Below are 17,721 nucleotides of genomic sequence, written 5' to 3'. Positions count from 1 at the left end.
ACTTAATTGGCAGCGGTGCAAATACCCAGAAAATCCTCGGCAACCAAGGACGCACCACCGATCAGACCACCATCGATATCCGGCTTGCCAATCAACTCTTTGGCATTACCAGGCTTCATCGAGCCACCGTAGAGGATCCGCATACCCTCGGCAACCTCGGCACTCTTCTCCGCGATCCGTCCGCGGATAAAGGCATGCACATCCTGCGCCTGCTCAGGAGTCGCCGTCTTGCCGGTGCCGATTGCCCAGACCGGCTCATAGGCGATCACGCCACATGCCAGTCCATCCACGCCCACCAGATCGATGACCGCATCGAGCTGACGTGCGCAAACATCCTCGGTGATGCCCTGCTCACGCTCCTCAAGGGTCTCACCGACACAGAGGATCGGCACCAGACCGCCAGCGCGCGCGGCGGCGAACTTCTTCGCCACCAGCTCGTCGCTTTCGCCGTGATAGCTACGGCGCTCGGAGTGACCGACGATCGCATACTTGCAGCCAAAGTCATTCAGCATGGAACCGGCAATCTCACCAGTATAGGCGCCAGAGACCTCGACAGAGAGATCCTGACCACCCCAGCTGATGGCGCTGCCATCCAGCAACTTCTGAACCTCAGGAATAAAGACGTAGGGCGGGCAGACCGCCACCTCAGCATTGCTCACGGCATCGATACCCGACTTGAGGCCTTCGAGCAGCTCCCGGACACTCTCCAGAGAACCGTTCATTTTCCAGTTGCCTGCAACCAGAGGCTTACGCATCTTCCTGAACTCCTGCTACTGAATAAGGCGCGCTAGCTTACAGCCCAGCGCCTGCAAAATCAACGACGAAACGGCTTTTTTCAAGCCTGTTTCGGGCCTGAGCTATGTTGCCAAACACCCTCCGACCAGCCATGGGGACTCCGACAAGATTCAGGCCGACTCCCGCACCACATCAGCCAGCCGCTGCCCCAGATCGAGGATCTGCTGCTCGTCCTGGCCCTCCAACATCACGCGGATCAGCGGCTCGGTACCTGAGGGCCGCAGCAGCACCCGACCCCGCTTGCCCAGCTCCACCTCGACCTCTCGCACACTCCGCTCGATCGTCTCCGAGCCCATCACCTCGGCCGCCGGGCGTTCGCCCAGGCGCACATTGATCAGCGTCTGCGGGTATTTACCCATACCGGATGCCAGCTCACGCAACGACCGGCCAGTCTGTTTGATCTCCGCCAGCACCTGCAGCGCCGAGACGATACCATCACCGGTCGTGGTGCGATCAAGGCAGATGATATGCCCCGACTGCTCGCCGCCCAGCAGCCAACCCTTCTTCTTCAGCTTCTCCATGATGTAGCGATCACCCACGTTGGTCCGCTCGAACACCACGCCTTGATCCTTCAGGGCATTTTCCAGACCAAGATTGCTCATCAGGGTACCGACCACGGCCCCTTTGAGCATACCTTCGCGCAGCCGCGAGCAGGCGATAATGTAGAGGATCTCATCACCATCGACCTCCGTACCCTCGTCATCGACCATGATCAGCCGGTCACCATCACCATCCAGCGCGATACCCAGATCAGCCTGGTTATCGAGCACTGCCTGGCTGAGATATTCCGGGTGGGTCGAGCCGACGCCATCGTTGATATTCAGCCCATTCGGCTCATTGCCGATGGCGATCACATCCGCGCCCAGCTCATCCAGTACGAAGGGGGCGATGTTGTAGGTGGCACCATGGGCACAGTCGACCACGATCTTCATCCCCGCCAGACTCATACCCAGCGGAATGGTCGACTTGCAGAACTCGATGTAGCGACCCTCGGCATCATCCACCCGGTCGGCGCGCCCCAGATCGGCCGCCTCGACAGTGAACATCGGCTTATCCATCTGCGCCTCGATCGCCAGTTCCACCTCATCGGGAAGCTTGCAACCCTGCGCGGAGAAGAATTTGATGCCGTTGTCCTGATAGGGGTTGTGCGAGGCGCTGATCACTATGCCCGCCTGGGCATGCAGAGTGCGAGTCAAATAAGCGATACCGGGGGTCGGCATCGGCCCCAGCAGACGGATATTGACACCGGCCGCCGAAAGCCCGGCCTCCAGGGCCGACTCCAGCAGATAGCCGGAGAGGCGGGTATCTTTACCGATCAATACGCGACTGTTGGCCTCCTGACCGAGCACCCGACCAACCGACCACCCAAGCTTCAGAACAAACTCAGGGGTGATCGCCCCCTCGCCCAGACGACCACGGATACCATCGGTTCCAAAATAGCGTCGCTCCACTCTCTCCTCCTTATCTTTTGCCGACACCCGGAGGGTGTTCCAAGTCAATTTGAAAGCCCAAAAGCAAGATCACCACCGCCTACGACGGCAAGCAGAGAATAATACGTTTTTTATATGACGGCTGATGCGACCCGGAGCGCATCTACAGTCGCCCGCACATCGTGGCTGCGGATCACTCTAGCGCCGTTGGCAACCGCCATCACCGCCGCCGCCAGACTGCCGTAGAGACGCTGCCCCACCGGTGCATCATCAAGTAGCGCACCGATCATCGACTTGCGTGAGATCCCCACCAGCAGCGGCGCCCCCAATCCGGCGAGCGCTGGCAGCCCCTTTAGCAACGCAAGATTGTGCTCCAGAGTCTTACCGAAACCAAACCCCGGGTCGAGCAGGATCTGCCCGGCAGCGATGCCAGCCTGCTCGCAGGCGGCCATCCGCTGGCGCAGAAACGCCGCCACCTCGGCCACCACATCCTGATAGTGAGGGGAGGATTGCATGCTACGCGGCTCACCCTGCATGTGCATCAGACAGACTGGCACCTGCAGCCGTGCCGCAGTCTCGAGCGCTCCCGGCGCCCGTAGCGCCATCACATCGTTGATCAGACCGGCGCCGGCAGTCACCGCCTCGCGCATCACCGCCGGCTTGCTGGTGTCGATGGAGATCGGCCGATCGATCTCACCGGCTAGCGCCTCGATGAGCGGGATCACCCGGTCCAGCTCCTGCTGCTCGGAGACCGACGCGGCGCCTGGGCGGGTCGACTCGCCGCCGATATCGATGATCGCCGCCCCCTCTGCCACCATCTGACGTGCGTGCGCGAGCGCCGCATCAGCGGCCAGAAAACGGCCGCCGTCAGAGAAGGAGTCGGGGGTAAGATTGAGAATGCCCATGACCTGAGCGGAACTCAGGTCGATGGGCTTGCCTGCGCAGTCGAGTTTCAAGTGCAGACTGGGGTGGGATCAGTGCTGGTTTGCCGGATCACCCAGAGTATCGGATGAATCTCCGGACGAGGCTGCCGAATTACCACTAGCGGCACCGCCGGTGGAATCAGATTCAGAGTCGTCCCAATCTTTCGGTGGACGTGGCACTCTGCCCTCCATGATGTCGTTGATCTGATCCGCGTCGATCGTCTCGTACTTGATCAGCGCCTCCGCCATCATCTTTAGCTTATCGATATTCTCGGTGAGAATACGCTCCGCACGCTGATAGTTGTGGTCGATAAAGCCACGGATCTCCTCGTCGATGGCATGTGCGGTGTCATCAGAGACATTCTTGTGCTGGGTCACCGAACGACCGAGAAAGACTTCACCCTCCTCCTCACCGTAGGTCAGCGGACCAAGCCGCGAGGAGAGTCCCCACTTGGTCACCATGCTGCGGGCAATCTCGGTGGCGCGCTCGATGTCGTTCTGCGCGCCGGTGGTCACCTTGTCAGGACCGAAGGTTAGCTCCTCGGCAATACGACCGCCGAACAGGCTGGAGATCTGGCTTTCCAGATGCTCCTTGCTCATGCTGTAGCGATCCTCCTCCGGCAGAAACATGGTCACACCCAGAGTGCGGCCGCGCGGGATGATACTGACCTTGTAGACCGGGTCGTGGGAGGGCACCAGCCGACCGACGATGGCGTGACCCGCCTCATGGTAGGCGGTAAGACTCTTCTCCTCGTCGCTCATCACCATGCTGCGCCGCTCGGCGCCCATCATGATCTTATCCTTGGCCTTCTCCATCTCCGCCATGCCGACCATCTTCATGTTGGCACGGGCGGCGAACAGCGCCGCCTCGTTGACCAGGTTAGCCAGATCGGCGCCGGAGAAGCCGGGGGTACCGCGGGCGATGATCGATGCTTTGACATCGTCTCCTGCCGCCACCTTGCGCAGGTGGACTTTGAGGATCTGCTCGCGACCGCGCACATCGGGCAACGGCACCACCACCTGGCGGTCGAAACGACCGGGACGCAGCAACGCCGGGTCGAGCACGTCGGGACGGTTGGTCGCGGCGATCACGATCACGCCCTCGTTGCCCTCGAAGCCATCCATCTCCACCAACAGCTGGTTGAGGGTCTGCTCACGTTCGTCATGACCACCACCCAGGCCGGCCCCACGATGGCGACCGACCGCATCGATCTCATCGATGAAGATGATGCAGGGCGCATGCTTCTTCGCCTGCTCAAACATATCGCGCACCCGAGAGGCACCTACACCCACGAACATCTCCACGAAATCGGAACCAGAGATGGTGAAAAACGGCACCTTGGCCTCGCCGGCGATGGCCCGGGCCAGCAGCGTCTTACCGGTACCCGGCGAGCCGACCATCAACACTCCCTTGGGGATCTTGCCGCCGAGCTTCTGAAACTTGGAGGGGTCGCGCAGGAAGTCGACCATCTCGGTGACCTCCTCCTTGGCCTCCTCCACGCCGGCCACATCGCTGAAGGAGACCTTGATCTGGTCCTCACCGAGCATACGCGCCTTGCTCTTGCCAAACGACATGGCGCCGCGACCACCGCCGCCGCCCTGCATCTGGCGCATGAAGAAGATCCACAGTCCGATCAAAACGAACAGAGGAAACCAGTTGATCAGGATGTTCATCAACAGCGAGGGCTTCTCCGGCGGAGTCGCTTCGATCTCCACCTGGCCGTTGAGCAGATCGCTGATCAGGCCGTCATCACCCGGGCTGTAGGTGGAGAAGTGCTTGCCGTCGTGCAGCGTGCCATCGATGTTGCGGCCACTGATGGTGACCTCTTTCACCGAGCCGGCCTTGACCTTGCTGATGAACTCCGAATAGGCCATCTGCTGAGGCTTGGTCTGAGTGGTGCTGAAGTTATTGAAAATCGTCATCAGGACGACGGCGATCACCACCCAGAGAATCAGATTCTTTGCCATTTCGTTCAAACGTCTTATCCCTCTTTTAAAGAGTCTTCTGGCTCGCCCCTGCTGATCAGGAAACGCCGGCTTACAGGCAGCTTGGTACCGTACTATAACTTGAAGTTCCCGGCTACCAGGTAAATCTCGCGGCTTTTGGCCCGAGACGAGCGGGGTTTGCGGCTCACCACCCGGCCAAAGGCCTGTCGCATCTCGCGCAGATAGTCGTCAAAACCCTCTCCCTGGAACACCTTTACCACGAAGCCACCCCCAGGTCGCAGCACCTCCTTGGCAAAATCGAGCGCCAGTTCGCACAAATACATAGAGCGCGGCTGATCCACAGTGACCATACCCGTAACATTGGGCGCCATATCGGAAATTACAAGGTCCACCGGCTCGCCGGCGAGCTGCTCACGCAGCTGCGCGAGCGGCCCCTCCTCTCGGAAATCACCCTGAATGATGGTGACACCGGCAATCGGGTCCATCTCGAGGATATCCAGGGCGACCACTCTGCCCTTCTCCCCCACCAAATCACGCGCCACTTGTGACCAACCACCCGGCGCCGCACCCAGGTCCACGACCCGCATGCCCGGCTTGATCAGGCGGCCTTTCTCCTGAATTTCCAGTAGCTTGAAGACCGCACGTGAACGATACCCCAGTTTCTGCGCGCGCTTTACATACTCATCATTGAAGTGCCGATCGAGCCACCTGCGGCTGCTCTTGCTTTTTTTCATAACGACCCACGGCCAATAACCGCCTCTGATTCATGGAAATAATCTGACTTTGCCGGACTACTGGGATAAAATTCGCCACCTTTTGCACCAGGAAATGCCCAGATGGCCTTAAGCACTCAACAGAATCGCAAACTAAAACAGCTCGCCCACCATCTCAAACCGGTTGTCATCATCGGCCAGCATGGCCTGAGCGAAAACGTGATGAGCGAGATTGAACTCGCCCTGAGCCACCACGAGCTGATCAAGGTCAAGCTGGCCGGCGCCGACAAGGCGGAGCGGGAACAACTCAGCAGCGCGATCACCGAACAGAGCGGCGCTGCACTGGTGCAGATCATCGGCCGGGTGGCGATCTTCTACCGCGCCAACCCCGAGAAAAAGAAAAACCGGATCATCGTCTGAGCGACAACCCGGTCTTTTCATGCCTGGGCGGGGCCGGCCCTGGTCCGCTAGCTACTCGTAACGAATCTCCAGCACCTCGAACTCGCGCAGGCCGCCGGGGGTCTCCAGATTGACCTCGTCGCCCTCCGCTTTGCCGATCAGGGCGCGGGCGATCGGCGAGCTGACCGAGATCAGGCCGCTCTTGATGTCGGCCTCGTCGTCACCAACGATCTGGAAGGTATGCTCCTCATTATTATCCAGCTCTATCACATCCACGGTAGCGCCAAACACCACCTTACCGTTGGCGTTGATGGTAGTGACATCGATGATCTGGGCATGTGAGAGCTTGCCTTCGATATCCTTGATACGGCCTTCGATGAAACTCTGCTGCTCACGGGCCGCGTGATACTCGGCGTTCTCTTTCAGGTCACCATGCGCACGCGCCTCGGCGATCGCCTTGATCACCTGCGGCCGCGCCACACTCTTTAACTCTTGCAACTCTTCCTGGAGCTTGTTCGCACCCCGGGCGGTCAACGGTACTTTATTCATATGTCACACTCATGCAATAAAGGGGATCAGCTATGCAGATCCTGCAAGCGGTTCACACTCACCGCGTCCAACTGTTTCAGTGCCAGACAGGTCGCCTCAGCGCCTGAGATGGTGGTGGTATAACTCACCTTGTGCTGCAGTGCAGCACGACGGATCTCAGCCGAATCTGCAATCGCCTTGGCCCCCTCGGTGGTATTGACGATGAAGGAGATCTCGCGATTCTTGATCATGTCCACAATGTGCGGACGCCCCTCTTTCACCTTGTTGACCCGTTCGCAGGGGATATCGGCCACGTTGATCGCTTTGGCAGTGCCACCGGTGGCACAGAGTTCAAAGCCCAGCTCGTGCAGGTCCTTGGCGACTCGCACCGCCCGTACCTTATCTGCATCACGCACGCTGATCAGCGCCTTGCCACCTTGCGGCAACGCTGAGCCACCACCGAGGATCGCCTTATTGTAGGCCTCACCAAAGCTCTTGCCGACTCCCATCACCTCGCCGGTAGACTTCATCTCCGGCCCCAGCACGGTATCGACGCCGGGGAACTTGACGAAGGGGAAGACCGCCTCCTTGACGAAGTAGTTCTCCGGGATCACCTCTTTGGTGAAACCCTGCTCGGCAAGACTGGTGCCGGCCATGCAGCGCGCCGCCACCTTGGCCAGCGGCACCCCGGTCGCCTTGGAGACAAAGGGCACGGTACGTGAGGCGCGCGGGTTGACCTCCAGCAGGTAGATCTCATCGTCCTTGATCGCGAACTGGGTGTTCATCAGACCAATCACCTTCAGCTCCAGTGCCATCTGGCGGATCTGCTCGCGCATTCGATCCTGGACCGAGGGCGACAGGGTGTAGGGCGGCAGTGAGCAGGCGGAGTCGCCAGAGTGTACGCCGGCCTGTTCGATATGCTCCATGATGCTACCGATCAACACATCCTTACCGTCGCAGATGGCATCGATATCGACCTCGATGGCATCGTCGAGGAAGCGATCGAGCAGCACCGGCGAGTCGTTGGAGACACTCACCGCCTCGCGCATGTAGCGACGCAGATCCTCCTCGCCGTAGACGATCTCCATCGCGCGCCCGCCCAACACATAGGAGGGGCGCACCACCAGTGGGTAGCCGATCTCCTCAGCCAGCTGCACCGCCTGCTCCGCCTCAGTGGCGGTACGGTTCGGCGGCTGCTTCAGGTCCAGCTTCTCCACCAGCTTCTGGAAGCGCTCACGATCTTCCGCCAGGTCGATGGAGTCGGGGCTGGTACCGATGATCGGTGCGCCAGCCGCTTCCAGATCCTGCGCCAGCTTGAGCGGGGTCTGGCCGCCATACTGCACGATCACGCCAACCGGCTGCTCCTTGTCGATCACCTCCAGCACATCCTCCAGAGTCAGCGGCTCGAAGTAGAGACGGTCGGAGGTGTCGTAGTCGGTGGAGACGGTCTCCGGGTTACAGTTGACCATGATGGTCTCGTAACCATCCTCGCGCATCGCAAACGCCGCATGCACGCAACAGTAGTCGAACTCGATGCCCTGGCCGATACGGTTGGGCCCACCGCCCAGCACCATAATCTTCTGCCTGTCGCTGGGCATCGCCTCGCACTCCTCTTCATAGGTGGAGTACATGTAGGCAGTGCTGGTGGCAAACTCGGCGGCGCAGGTGTCGACTCGCTTGAACACAGGTCGAACTCCAGCCTGATGGCGACGCTCGCGGATCTCTGACTCGCTGCTGCCGGTGAGCATGGCAAGCCGCTTGTCAGCAAAGCCCTTGCGCTTAAGGTAGCGCAGGCGATCAGCATCCAGCGCCTCGATGCCCTGACCGGCGACCTCGCGTTCCAGATTCACCAGCTCCTCGATCTGCACCAGGAACCAGGGGTCGACCCGGCTGTGCTCATGCACCTCGTCCAGATCCATGCCAAGGCGGAAGGCGTCGGCAAGATACCAGATGCGCTCAGGGCCGGGCAGACGCATCTCGCGCACCAGGGTACCGCGCACATCCTCGGCCTCGGCATCGACGATCTCACACAGGCCGTATTTACCGGTCTCCAGGCCGCGCAGCGCCTTCTGCAGCGACTCCTGGAAGCTGCGACCGATCGCCATCACCTCGCCCACCGACTTCATCTGGGTGGTGAGGCGATCGTCGGCCAGCGGGAACTTCTCGAAGGCGAAGCGCGGTATCTTGGTGACCACATAGTCGATGCTCGGCTCAAACGAGGCCGGAGTGGCGCCGCCGGTAATATCATTCTGCAGCTCGTCCAGCGTATAACCCACCGCCAGCTTGGCCGCCACCTTGGCGATCGGGAAACCGGTGGCCTTGGAGGCAAGCGCCGAGGAGCGCGACACGCGCGGGTTCATCTCGATGATGATCATGCGCCCGTCGGCCGGGTTGATGGAAAACTGGACGTTGGAGCCACCGGTCTCGACGCCGATCTCGCGCAACACCGCCAGCGAGGCGTTGCGCATGATCTGGTACTCCTTGTCGGTCAGGGTCTGGGCCGGCGCCACAGTGATCGAGTCGCCGGTATGCACCCCCATCGGGTCGAGGTTTTCGATGGAACAGATGATGATGCAGTTGTCGTTGCGGTCACGCACCACCTCCATCTCATACTCTTTCCAACCGAGGATCGACTCCTCGATCAGCAGTTCGCTAGTGGGTGAGAGATCGAGACCGCGCTCGCAGATCTCGATAAATTCCTCCGGGTTGTAGGCTATGCCACCACCACTGCCGCCCATGGTGAAGGAGGGACGGATGATCGCCGGATAGCCGATGCTGGCCTGCACCTGGTGCGCCTCTTCCATGCTGTGGGCGATACCGGAACGGGGCATGTCGAGGCCGATCTTGCGCATCGCCTGGCGGAACAGATCACGGTCCTCGGCCTTGTCGATCGCCTCGCGGGAAGCGCCGATCATCTCCACGCCGTGTTTCTCCAGCACCCCCTCACGAACCAGGTCGAGCGCGCAGTTGAGCGCGGTCTGGCCACCCATGGTGGGCAGCAGCGCGTCCGGCTGCTCCTTCTCGATGATGCGCGCCACTACCTCCCAGGTGATCGGCTCGATGTAAGTGGCATCCGCCATCTCCGGATCGGTCATGATGGTGGCGGGATTGGAATTGACCAGGATCACCCGGAACCCCTCCTCGCGCAGCGCCTTGCAGGCCTGGGCGCCGGAGTAGTCGAACTCACAGGCCTGACCGATCACGATGGGACCGGCGCCGATGATCAGGATGCTTTTAATATCTGTACGCTTGGGCATTTACTCAAACCGTTGGGTAACTGGACGCAAATCTTCGCCAAATCAAATTACGATCGTCATGGTCCCAGACGACTTACTCTTTCCAAAATCCTTTTCGAATTATTCGCGTTATTTGCGGCTAATTCACTCTGGTCTTCATCAACTCGATGAAATGATCGAACACGGGCGCTACATCGTGGGGACCGGGGCTGGCCTCGGGGTGCCCCTGGAAGCCGAAGGCCGGCTTGTCGGTGCGATGAATACCCTGCAGGGAACCGTCAAACAGGGAGCGGTGGGTCGCCGCTAGGTTGGCCGGCAGGCTCTGTTCATCCACTGCAAAGCCGTGGTTCTGACTGGAGATCATCACTGTCTTTTCGGCCAGATCCTGCACCGGATGGTTGGCACCGTGGTGGCCAAACTTCATCTTCACGGTGTTGGCGCCGCTGGCCAGAGAGAGCAACTGGTGTCCCAGGCAGATGCCAAAGGTGGGAATACCACTCTCGACAATCTGTCGGATCGCATCGATGGCATAGTCGCAGGGCTCCGGATCACCCGGACCGTTGGAGAGAAAGACCCCATCCGGCTGCAGCGCCAACACATCTTTGGCGGGCATCTGCGCCGGCACTACAGTGAGGCGGCAACCGCGATCCACCAGCATGCGCAGGATATTGCGCTTTACACCGTAGTCGTAGGCGACCACGTGTAGCGGCAGTTTCTCTTCGATGGGGTGTTCGGCCTCCGGCATGCCGCCTTCAAGGGACCAGCTGCCCTGAACCCATTCGTAGGGGGTATCGGTGGTGACCTGTTTCGCCAGATCCATCCCCTTGAGGCCGGGAAAGTCCTTGGCAGCAGCCAGCGCAGCGGCCTCGTCGATCGTCTCACNGGCCAGGATGCAGCCACCCTGGGCGCCCTTCTCCGGAGGATTCGGGTTAGTTTGCGGGTATCGATACCGGCGATCGCCACCACATTATTGCGACGAAGATAGGCATCGAGCGGCTCCTGGCTGCGCCAATTACTGCTCAACAGCGGCAGATCGCGAATCACCAGACCGGCGGCGTGGATATGCGCCGACTCCTCGTCATCCTCGTTGGCACCAGTGTTGCCGATATGTGGGTAGGTCAGAGTGATGATCTGACGTGCGTAGGAGGGATCGGTGAGGATCTCCTGATAACCCGTCATCGCCGTATTGAACACGACCTCACCCACGGAACATCCGTCGGCACCGATCGATTCGCCCCGGAACAGGGTGCCATCCTCCAGGACAAGAACTGCCGACTTGCTCAAAAAACCCTCCGCGTAGCACATGCGAAAAGGGAGGGGCCTCGCGGCCACTCCCCTCTCGGAAATCCAGAAACGGTATCAGCGGCACGGATTGCCGCCAGAACCCGCTGGATTCTACTAAAAACCCATGAGACCGTCTATCGGCTTCAACTGCCGACCACTGCCTGGCGGGCCCAGGCCACAATTCCGGCAGCATCCAACGCCCCGGCGAGCCGCTGCTGCTCCTGACCGGCACGGAACAGCATCAGGGTCGGAATGCTGCGAATACCGTACTGGGCGGCCAGCTGCTGCTGTTCCTCAGTATTGACCTTGATCAACCGCACCGACGGTTCCAGCTGGCGGGCCGCCTGCTCAAAAGCCGGTGCCATCATCTGACAGGGACCACACCAGGGCGCCCAGAAATCAACCAGCAGGGGAATCTCGCTGCGCTGCAGATGCCGTTGGAAACGTGCACCATCCAACGCCAGCGGCTGTCCGGAAAAGAGCGGCTTGCGACACTTGCCACAGCTGGCGCCATCGCCGAGACGCGCCCGGGGGAGCCGGTTTACCCCGTCACAGTGGGGACAGACCACATGCACTGAATCAGACATAAAAATAACTCCAGCAATCTATACCACCCCCCAGATTGGGCCCCATTCATCCCTTTTCAAGCTCGTGCCATTCAATACCCAATCAGTATAATAGCGAGCATCGAAATCACTGGATTCAAACCGAAATGAGCGACTCCCCGTTTGTTATTGAGGTCAATGCCGAAAACTTTCAGCGCGTGGTAATCGAGGGCTCCATGGAACGGCCGGTGCTGGTCGACTTCTGGGCCGACTGGTGCAACCCCTGCAAGATACTGATGCCGATCCTCGCCAGCCTCGCCGACGCCTATCAGGGCAAATTCATCCTCGCCAAGCTCAACACCGAAGAGCAGCGGGAACTGGCCGCCCAGTACGGCATCCGCAGCCTGCCTACCGTCAAGCTGTTCCGCAACGGCCAGCCACTGGACGAGTTCATGGGCGCGCTGCCGGAGCGTGAGATCCGCACCTTTCTCGACCGCCATATCCCGCGCGAGTCCGACCTGATCCTGGCCCAGGCAGAACAGCTGCTGCAACAGGGCGACAGCGAAGGCGCCGGCGAATTGATGCTGAAGGCCAACCAGATGGACCCGGACAACCCGCGGGTACTACTCGCCCTGGGCCGCTATCTGACCGGCCAAGGCAGACTCGACGACGCCCAGGCACTGCTCAATGCTCTCCCGGCAGAGGAACGCGAGTCGCCAGAGGTCATCGCTCTGCTGGCCCGTATCGAATTCGACCAGACCTGCGCCGATGCCCCCGCTGTGGAAGAGTTGAAAAAGAGGCTGGAAGCAGACCCTGACGACAGCAAGGCGCGCTTCCAGCTAGCCAACCACAAGGTCATCAACAACGATCTGGAAGGAGCGCTGGAGCAGTTTCTGATCCTGATGCAGAAGGACCGCCAGTATAACGATGACGCCGGCCGCAAGGGCATGCTGAAGGTCTTCGAGATGCTCGGTGGCGAGGGCGAACTCGTCAAACGCTACCGCAATCGCATGTTCAACATCCTGCACTGATCCATGACCGATGAGTTCCGACATGCTCTCTCAACAGCGGCCTGATCTCGGTTTCGGCCTCAGCCTGAGACGCGAGTTTGTCAGCGATGTGTTGCAACAGCAGCCAGCAGTCGACTGGTTTGAACTACCCTGTGACAACTATCTCGACGCAGATGCCGGCACCCTCGACGAGCTTGCCAGGATCCGCCAGGACTACCCGCTGATACTGCATGGCGGCTCGCTCTCGATCGGCGGTCCCGACCCCATCGACCAGCGCTATCTGCAGCAGATCAAACAGCTCAGCGAACGGCTGCAGTGCGCCTGGTTCTCCGACCACCTCTGCTGGACCCTGCCGGGCCAGTCCCACAGCTACGACCTGCGCCCGCTGCCCTATACCAAAGAGATGATCGACCATCTGGTGACACGCATCGAGCAAGTGCAGGAAACACTTGGACAGCGGCTGCTACTGGAGAACATCCCGGAGTTCCATCGTGATCGTTCCAAACAGATGGACGAGTGGGAGTTTGTCAGTGCTGTTGCAGAACGCTCTGACTCGCTGATCCTACTCGACCTGAGCAACATCATCAGCAAGGCGATCGACCACAACTTCTCCCCCCTCGACTATCTCCGGCAGCTGCCAGCGGATCGTATCTGGGAGGTGCACCTTACCCCACCCCAAGAGCGGCAGGAGTATCAAGGGGATGCGGATGACGCGACTGCCCCCGACTCATCCCGGATCTGGGCGCTCTATCGTGAAACTCTGGCACAAACCGGCCCAATCTCCACCCTGCTCGAACCGGATCACGACATTCCACCGCTAGAGGAGTTGGAACAGGGACTACAGGCGGCACGGACAATCAGTTCACAGATTCACCAAAGCTAAGCCCCCACCCAACCTCTGCACCGCGCCCATTCATCTGAATGACCGGCAAACACTCGCCCACAACCTCCTGCTGATCAAGCCGAAAAGAAGGGACTTCACAAAAGCCCATCCATCAGGAAGCATTTTCTCAGTCCTCCCCATTGACCTCATCACTGAACACGCCTGGCCAATAATTAAGATGGCTTAGCCATTTTTTCTGACGTAATCCGGTCACTTGCCAATGCAAGACGCACCTCAACACCCACCGGCGGCAACCCGATGAGCAGCTATCCGCTTCCCAACAATTACCTCTTCCAGAGCGACAGCCTAACGCCCAAACAGAACCACCAAAGCGACAGATCCTCAGCCGATCCCGTCCGCCAAAGGCCTGTTTCATCGTCGCAGGTTCCAGCGATTGTGTTGCACGCCGGGCGAACCGATCTGGCCACCGCCCGCTGCCTGGCCGATCAGGGCATCCCTGTCTATGCCACCATCGTCTCGGACGCCGACATCGCACGCTACTCCAATAGCCTCAGCATCATCGACCTGCGCCGGATCGCCGATGACGATGAGGCGATCGCCTGAACTGATCGCCTTCGTATGCGACAGGCTGGTGGTGCAGAGCCGCATCGACGGTGGTGACAACCACATCTTCGACTGCTACGGCCTGTGTAACCGGAATGGAGGACTGGTAACCTGCGCATCCGCCAAAACACGCCGGACCGAGGCATCACCTGCTATGGTGAGATACCATCACGCGGTATAGATCGCGAAAAAACGATGTCCGAAAACACCAGTCGACTGCTAAAGTTACTGCCGTTCCACAGCATCTTTGGCATTGAATGGCTGGAGGACAAACGCACCGGCAAACTCCACCTGATCGACTTCAACGCCCGCCCTTTTTCCTCCATCGGCCATCTGCAGGACAGCGGCCTCAACCTGCCCTACTTCTACTATCAGGAACTGCTCGGCACAGACATCAGCGATCAGACCCTAAAACCCGTGCTGCAACACAAATACTGGGTTGACCTGAAGGGTGACATCAAGAGCTTCCGTCAGCACCAGCGCCGCGGGAATCTCTCCATCGGCAACTGGCTGCTATCGCTGATGAGATGCCGCTCCTTCGCCTTCTTCCGCTGGCACGACCTGCGTCCCTCACTGCATATCCTCTGGACAATGCTGCAGCATGTGGGAAGCTCGGCACTACGCCGCCTCGGCGGCCAATTCTAACAGGCTGTTGAAATTCGCTCAGGTGAGCGCGAAGTAAGGCAAAATCGGGCAAAAAAGCGCAGTTTACTGAAGTAAACGAGCATTTTGAGGCCAATTTTAACGCCGGATCGCGCCGCCTGAGTAGAATTTCAACAACCTGCTAAACCCTTGGATAAGCCGGTACTGCCAGTAGCAGAGCAGACACCCGTCTCAAGCGGACGATGGGGCCTGCTCAGCCGCCTGCCTGAGTGATCGCAGATAGCCGGGCATCTCACCCACCAACTCCAGGGCGGCCTCGCCGGGCCGGTTCTGAAACGGCTGACAGACCACCAGCCCCGGCAGTGCCGCCAACTCTCCATCCAGATAGAGCAACGGCACCCGCTGCCTGATCCAGGGCGGGATACCCCACTGTTGAAACAGCTGCTTGAGTGGACGCCGGTGTGGGTCAGCCACAGGTCGGCAGCACTCTCCACCTTGACGAAACCGCACTTCCACTCGGCTGGCCTGCCAGCGATCGAGACTGATTCCCTGGCTGGCATCGATGCACCGCAGCTCGCCCATCGCCGCAGGCAGCTGCAGTGAATCACCGCCCTCCCAGTAGATTCGAGTGGCCCGGTCAAACGGCTTGAGGCTCTTCATCAGATAGATACCATCGCGATACCGCCGCACCTGCCAGCCAGCCCACTCCACCAGTGGTTGCGCATCCTTGCGGCTGCCAAGCAGTTCCCGCTCGATCCGCAGCAGGTGGCGCGACCCTGGCAACGGCGCCCCCTGGGCACGGATCCAGTGACGTAACAGGCTGCGCTGGCGGGGCGATGAGAGTGACAACAGATGACGCATCGACAACACCCCATCGCACCACTCTGCTGCCGCCAGATCCTCCGCCACCAGCTCGTCGATCAGCTGCTGGGCATCACCACAGAGCGACGCCGAGCGGGAGAGAGTGGCATCGGCGGCGGGCCAGCGTGCCTTCAACATCGGCACCACCCGGTGACGCAGATAGTTGCGGTCGAACTGGAGCTGGGCGTTGCTCGGGTCCTCCAACCACTGCAAGCCCTGCTGATGGGCATAGGCCTCCAGCGCACTACGTGGGAAATCGAGCAGCGGCCTCACCAGTCGACCCTGACCCAGCGGGGCGATGCGCGGCATGGCGGCCAGACCAGCCGGACCGCTGCCGCGCAGCAGCTGTAGCAACAGGGTCTCTGCCTGGTCATCTCGATGCTGCGCGGTGAGCAACAGATCCCCAGCCAGCAGGACACCGGCCAGGCTCTGATAGCGACGCTGGCGCGCCAACGCCTCCAGGCTTTCACCCGGCTGGGGGACAATCTCCAGACGTTGCTGGATCAGGGGGATTTCGAGAGCAGCGCAGAACTGGCCGGCCTGCTCGGCCCAGAGCCTGGAGTCCGGCTGTAGGCCGTGGTCTACATGCACTGCCACCAGCCCGCCGCTCAGGCGTTCGCGGAGCCCGGCAAGGGCATGCAACAGAACCGTAGAATCGAGCCCACCGCTAAAGGCGACCAGATAGCGGTCGCCTTTGGGCAGCTCGTTGAGGATTTTCAGCAGATGATTGGTAGAGAACTCCATCAGAGTTCACACCAGAAGTGACCGGACAGGCTCAGTCGCCGCTGAACTGCCCGTACTGCATCAGACGCTGGTAACGGGTATCCAACAGCTTGTCGATTGCCATGCTGCGAAGGTTTGCCAGCCCTTCGACCAGGGCGTGTTTGAGATTCTTCGCCATCGTCTCAATGTCACGATGGGCGCCGCCAAGGGGCTCTGGCACGATCTCGTCGACCAGATTCAGCTCCTTCAGGCGGTCGGAGGTGATGCCCATCGCCTCAGCAGCGAGCGGCGCCTTCTCCGCATCTTTCCACAGGATCGAGGCGCACCCCTCGGGGGAGATCACCGAATAGGTGCTGTTTTGCAGCATCATCGTCCGGTCGCCCACCCCGATAGCCAGCGCGCCGCCGGAGCCACCCTCACCGATCACAGTGCAGATGATCGGGGTACGCAAGCCCGACATCACCCTGAGGTTGCGCGCGATCGCCTCACTCTGGCCGCGCTCTTCTGCACCCACACCGGGGTAGGCACCGGGGGTGTCGATGAAGGTCAGGATCGGCAGCTGAAAACGCTCTGCCATCTCCATCAGGCGCAGCGCCTTGCGGTAGCCCTCGGGACGCGGCATACCGAAGTTGCGATAGATCTTGTCCTTGGTGTCACGCCCCTTCTGCTGACCGATCACCATCACCGGCTCGCCCTCAAGACGCGCCACACCACCGACGATCGCATGGTCATCGGCAAACGCACGATCACCGTGGAGTTCATGGAACTCGTCGAAGATTCGACTGATGTAGTCAAGCATGTAGGGGCGCAGCGGATGACGTGCCAGCTGGGAGATCTGCCAGGGTTTCAGGTTGGAGAAGATCGACTCGGTGAGCGCCTGGCTCTTGCTCTCCAGACGGCTGATCTCGTCCTGGATGTTGATCTCGTTGTCGTCGCCGACCAGCCGCAGCTCCTCGATTTTTGCCTCGAGTTCTGCGATCGGCTGCTCAAATTCTAGAAAGTTTAGATCCATGTGCGGAATATACCGGAATTGTTTTTTTTAGGACAGAGGGGGAATCCTTATTCAGACAACCACACCGCTCCCACGGACCTGACTACCTCTCATATCCCGGATGCAGAATCCCCAGGCGGCAGCGGCAGAGTTGCCAGCAGGACCGACTCCAGTTCCATGGCAAATCCACCGCCACTACTCATCGAACCGCACGGGACAAACCGGCAAGCGGTTCACCCGGAGCTCAAAGATGTCCGGCCTGGCGTAGTGACCCGCCACATCCAGC

16 protein-coding genes and 1 pseudogene are annotated in these 17,721 nt (G+C 60.2%); 6 read left to right on the top strand and 11 right to left on the bottom strand.

All coding sequences use genetic code 11. The features are described from left to right. Nucleotides 1-2: 2 nt before the first annotated feature. From tpiA to rlmE, 5 genes are all read right to left on the bottom strand, one after another. Nucleotides 3-755 carry a triose-phosphate isomerase gene (tpiA, locus tag RIFP1SYM_RS07725; RefSeq protein WP_005961568.1) on the bottom strand — a complete coding sequence of 251 codons (753 nt, stop codon included), beginning with the start codon at nucleotides 753-755 and terminating at the stop codon, nucleotides 3-5. A gap of 150 nt (nucleotides 756-905) precedes the next feature. Next, a complete protein-coding gene (gene glmM, locus RIFP1SYM_RS07720; protein ID WP_006474953.1) occupies nucleotides 906-2,246 on the bottom strand; it encodes a phosphoglucosamine mutase in 1,341 nt (446 codons plus the stop codon). 110 nt (nucleotides 2,247-2,356) lie between these two features. Then, nucleotides 2,357-3,130, bottom strand: coding sequence for a dihydropteroate synthase (folP, locus tag RIFP1SYM_RS07715; RefSeq protein ID WP_006474954.1), 774 nt, complete (start codon nucleotides 3,128-3,130; stop codon nucleotides 2,357-2,359). Nucleotides 3,131-3,199: 69 nt separating this feature from the next. Continuing rightward, nucleotides 3,200-5,116 carry an ATP-dependent zinc metalloprotease FtsH gene (gene ftsH, locus RIFP1SYM_RS07710; protein WP_240991664.1) on the bottom strand — a complete coding sequence of 639 codons (1,917 nt, stop codon included), beginning with the start codon at nucleotides 5,114-5,116 and terminating at the stop codon, nucleotides 3,200-3,202. Between the two features lie 92 nt (nucleotides 5,117-5,208). Beyond that, nucleotides 5,209-5,829 (bottom strand): 23S rRNA (uridine(2552)-2'-O)-methyltransferase RlmE, encoded by a 621-nt coding sequence (gene rlmE / locus RIFP1SYM_RS07705; RefSeq protein ID WP_005961561.1) that lies wholly within the window; start codon nucleotides 5,827-5,829, stop codon nucleotides 5,209-5,211. 102 nt (nucleotides 5,830-5,931) lie between these two features. Here rlmE and yhbY point away from each other — a divergent pair, with 102 nt between their 5' ends. Next, nucleotides 5,932-6,228, top strand: a complete 297-nt coding sequence (gene yhbY, locus RIFP1SYM_RS07700; protein WP_005961559.1) for a ribosome assembly RNA-binding protein YhbY — start codon at nucleotides 5,932-5,934, stop codon at nucleotides 6,226-6,228. A gap of 51 nt (nucleotides 6,229-6,279) precedes the next feature. Here the strand turns inward: yhbY and greA are convergent, their stop codons facing one another. The 4 genes and pseudogenes from greA to trxC form a co-directional block, all read right to left on the bottom strand. Beyond that, nucleotides 6,280-6,756 carry a transcription elongation factor GreA gene (gene greA / locus RIFP1SYM_RS07695; RefSeq protein ID WP_005961557.1) on the bottom strand — a complete coding sequence of 159 codons (477 nt, stop codon included), beginning with the start codon at nucleotides 6,754-6,756 and terminating at the stop codon, nucleotides 6,280-6,282. Between the two features lie 26 nt (nucleotides 6,757-6,782). After that, entirely contained in the window at nucleotides 6,783-9,992 is a 3,210-nt protein-coding gene (carB, locus tag RIFP1SYM_RS07690; RefSeq protein WP_005961555.1) for a carbamoyl-phosphate synthase large subunit, read from the bottom strand. A gap of 118 nt (nucleotides 9,993-10,110) precedes the next feature. After that, a pseudogene (gene carA / locus RIFP1SYM_RS07685) lies at nucleotides 10,111-11,255 on the bottom strand (glutamine-hydrolyzing carbamoyl-phosphate synthase small subunit). A gap of 143 nt (nucleotides 11,256-11,398) precedes the next feature. Next, a complete protein-coding gene (gene trxC / locus RIFP1SYM_RS07680) occupies nucleotides 11,399-11,842 on the bottom strand; it encodes a thioredoxin TrxC (RefSeq protein ID WP_005961549.1) in 444 nt (147 codons plus the stop codon). A gap of 125 nt (nucleotides 11,843-11,967) precedes the next feature. Here trxC and trxA point away from each other — a divergent pair, with 125 nt between their 5' ends. The 5 genes from trxA (at nucleotide 11,968) to RIFP1SYM_RS07665 (ending at nucleotide 14,902) form a co-directional block, all read left to right on the top strand. Continuing rightward, complete coding sequence (trxA, locus tag RIFP1SYM_RS07675) at nucleotides 11,968-12,831, top strand: thioredoxin (protein ID WP_039960007.1); 864 nt, start codon at nucleotides 11,968-11,970, stop codon at nucleotides 12,829-12,831. Between the two features lie 10 nt (nucleotides 12,832-12,841). Beyond that, nucleotides 12,842-13,693 carry an MbnB/TglH/ChrH family RiPP precursor modification enzyme gene (locus RIFP1SYM_RS07670; RefSeq protein ID WP_005961545.1) on the top strand — a complete coding sequence of 284 codons (852 nt, stop codon included), beginning with the start codon at nucleotides 12,842-12,844 and terminating at the stop codon, nucleotides 13,691-13,693. Between the two features lie 396 nt (nucleotides 13,694-14,089). Beyond that, on the top strand, nucleotides 14,090-14,257 hold the full coding sequence (locus RIFP1SYM_RS18005) for a hypothetical protein (protein WP_240992056.1): 168 nt from the start codon (nucleotides 14,090-14,092) through the stop codon (nucleotides 14,255-14,257). Then, nucleotides 14,235-14,438, top strand: a complete 204-nt coding sequence (locus tag RIFP1SYM_RS17430; protein WP_139042094.1) for a hypothetical protein — start codon at nucleotides 14,235-14,237, stop codon at nucleotides 14,436-14,438. Before RIFP1SYM_RS18005 ends, RIFP1SYM_RS17430 begins: the two co-directional genes overlap by 23 nt. Nucleotides 14,439-14,452: 14 nt before the next feature. After that, nucleotides 14,453-14,902 carry a hypothetical protein gene (locus tag RIFP1SYM_RS07665; protein ID WP_005961541.1) on the top strand — a complete coding sequence of 150 codons (450 nt, stop codon included), beginning with the start codon at nucleotides 14,453-14,455 and terminating at the stop codon, nucleotides 14,900-14,902. Between the two features lie 189 nt (nucleotides 14,903-15,091). Here the strand turns inward: RIFP1SYM_RS07665 and tilS are convergent, their stop codons facing one another. Both tilS and accA read right to left on the bottom strand, forming a co-directional pair. Next, nucleotides 15,092-16,465 carry a tRNA lysidine(34) synthetase TilS gene (gene tilS, locus RIFP1SYM_RS07660; RefSeq protein ID WP_005961539.1) on the bottom strand — a complete coding sequence of 458 codons (1,374 nt, stop codon included), beginning with the start codon at nucleotides 16,463-16,465 and terminating at the stop codon, nucleotides 15,092-15,094. Between the two features lie 31 nt (nucleotides 16,466-16,496). Next, on the bottom strand, nucleotides 16,497-17,456 hold the full coding sequence (accA, locus tag RIFP1SYM_RS07655; protein WP_005961537.1) for an acetyl-CoA carboxylase carboxyl transferase subunit alpha: 960 nt from the start codon (nucleotides 17,454-17,456) through the stop codon (nucleotides 16,497-16,499). Nucleotides 17,457-17,721 lie beyond the last annotated feature (265 nt).

Source organism: endosymbiont of Riftia pachyptila (vent Ph05) (assembly GCF_000224455.1).
Taxonomy (GTDB): domain Bacteria; phylum Pseudomonadota; class Gammaproteobacteria; order Chromatiales; family Chromatiaceae; genus Endoriftia; species Endoriftia persephonae.
Note: the sequence above shows the minus strand (reverse complement) of the source record. Positions and strands in the feature narration are given on the sequence as shown.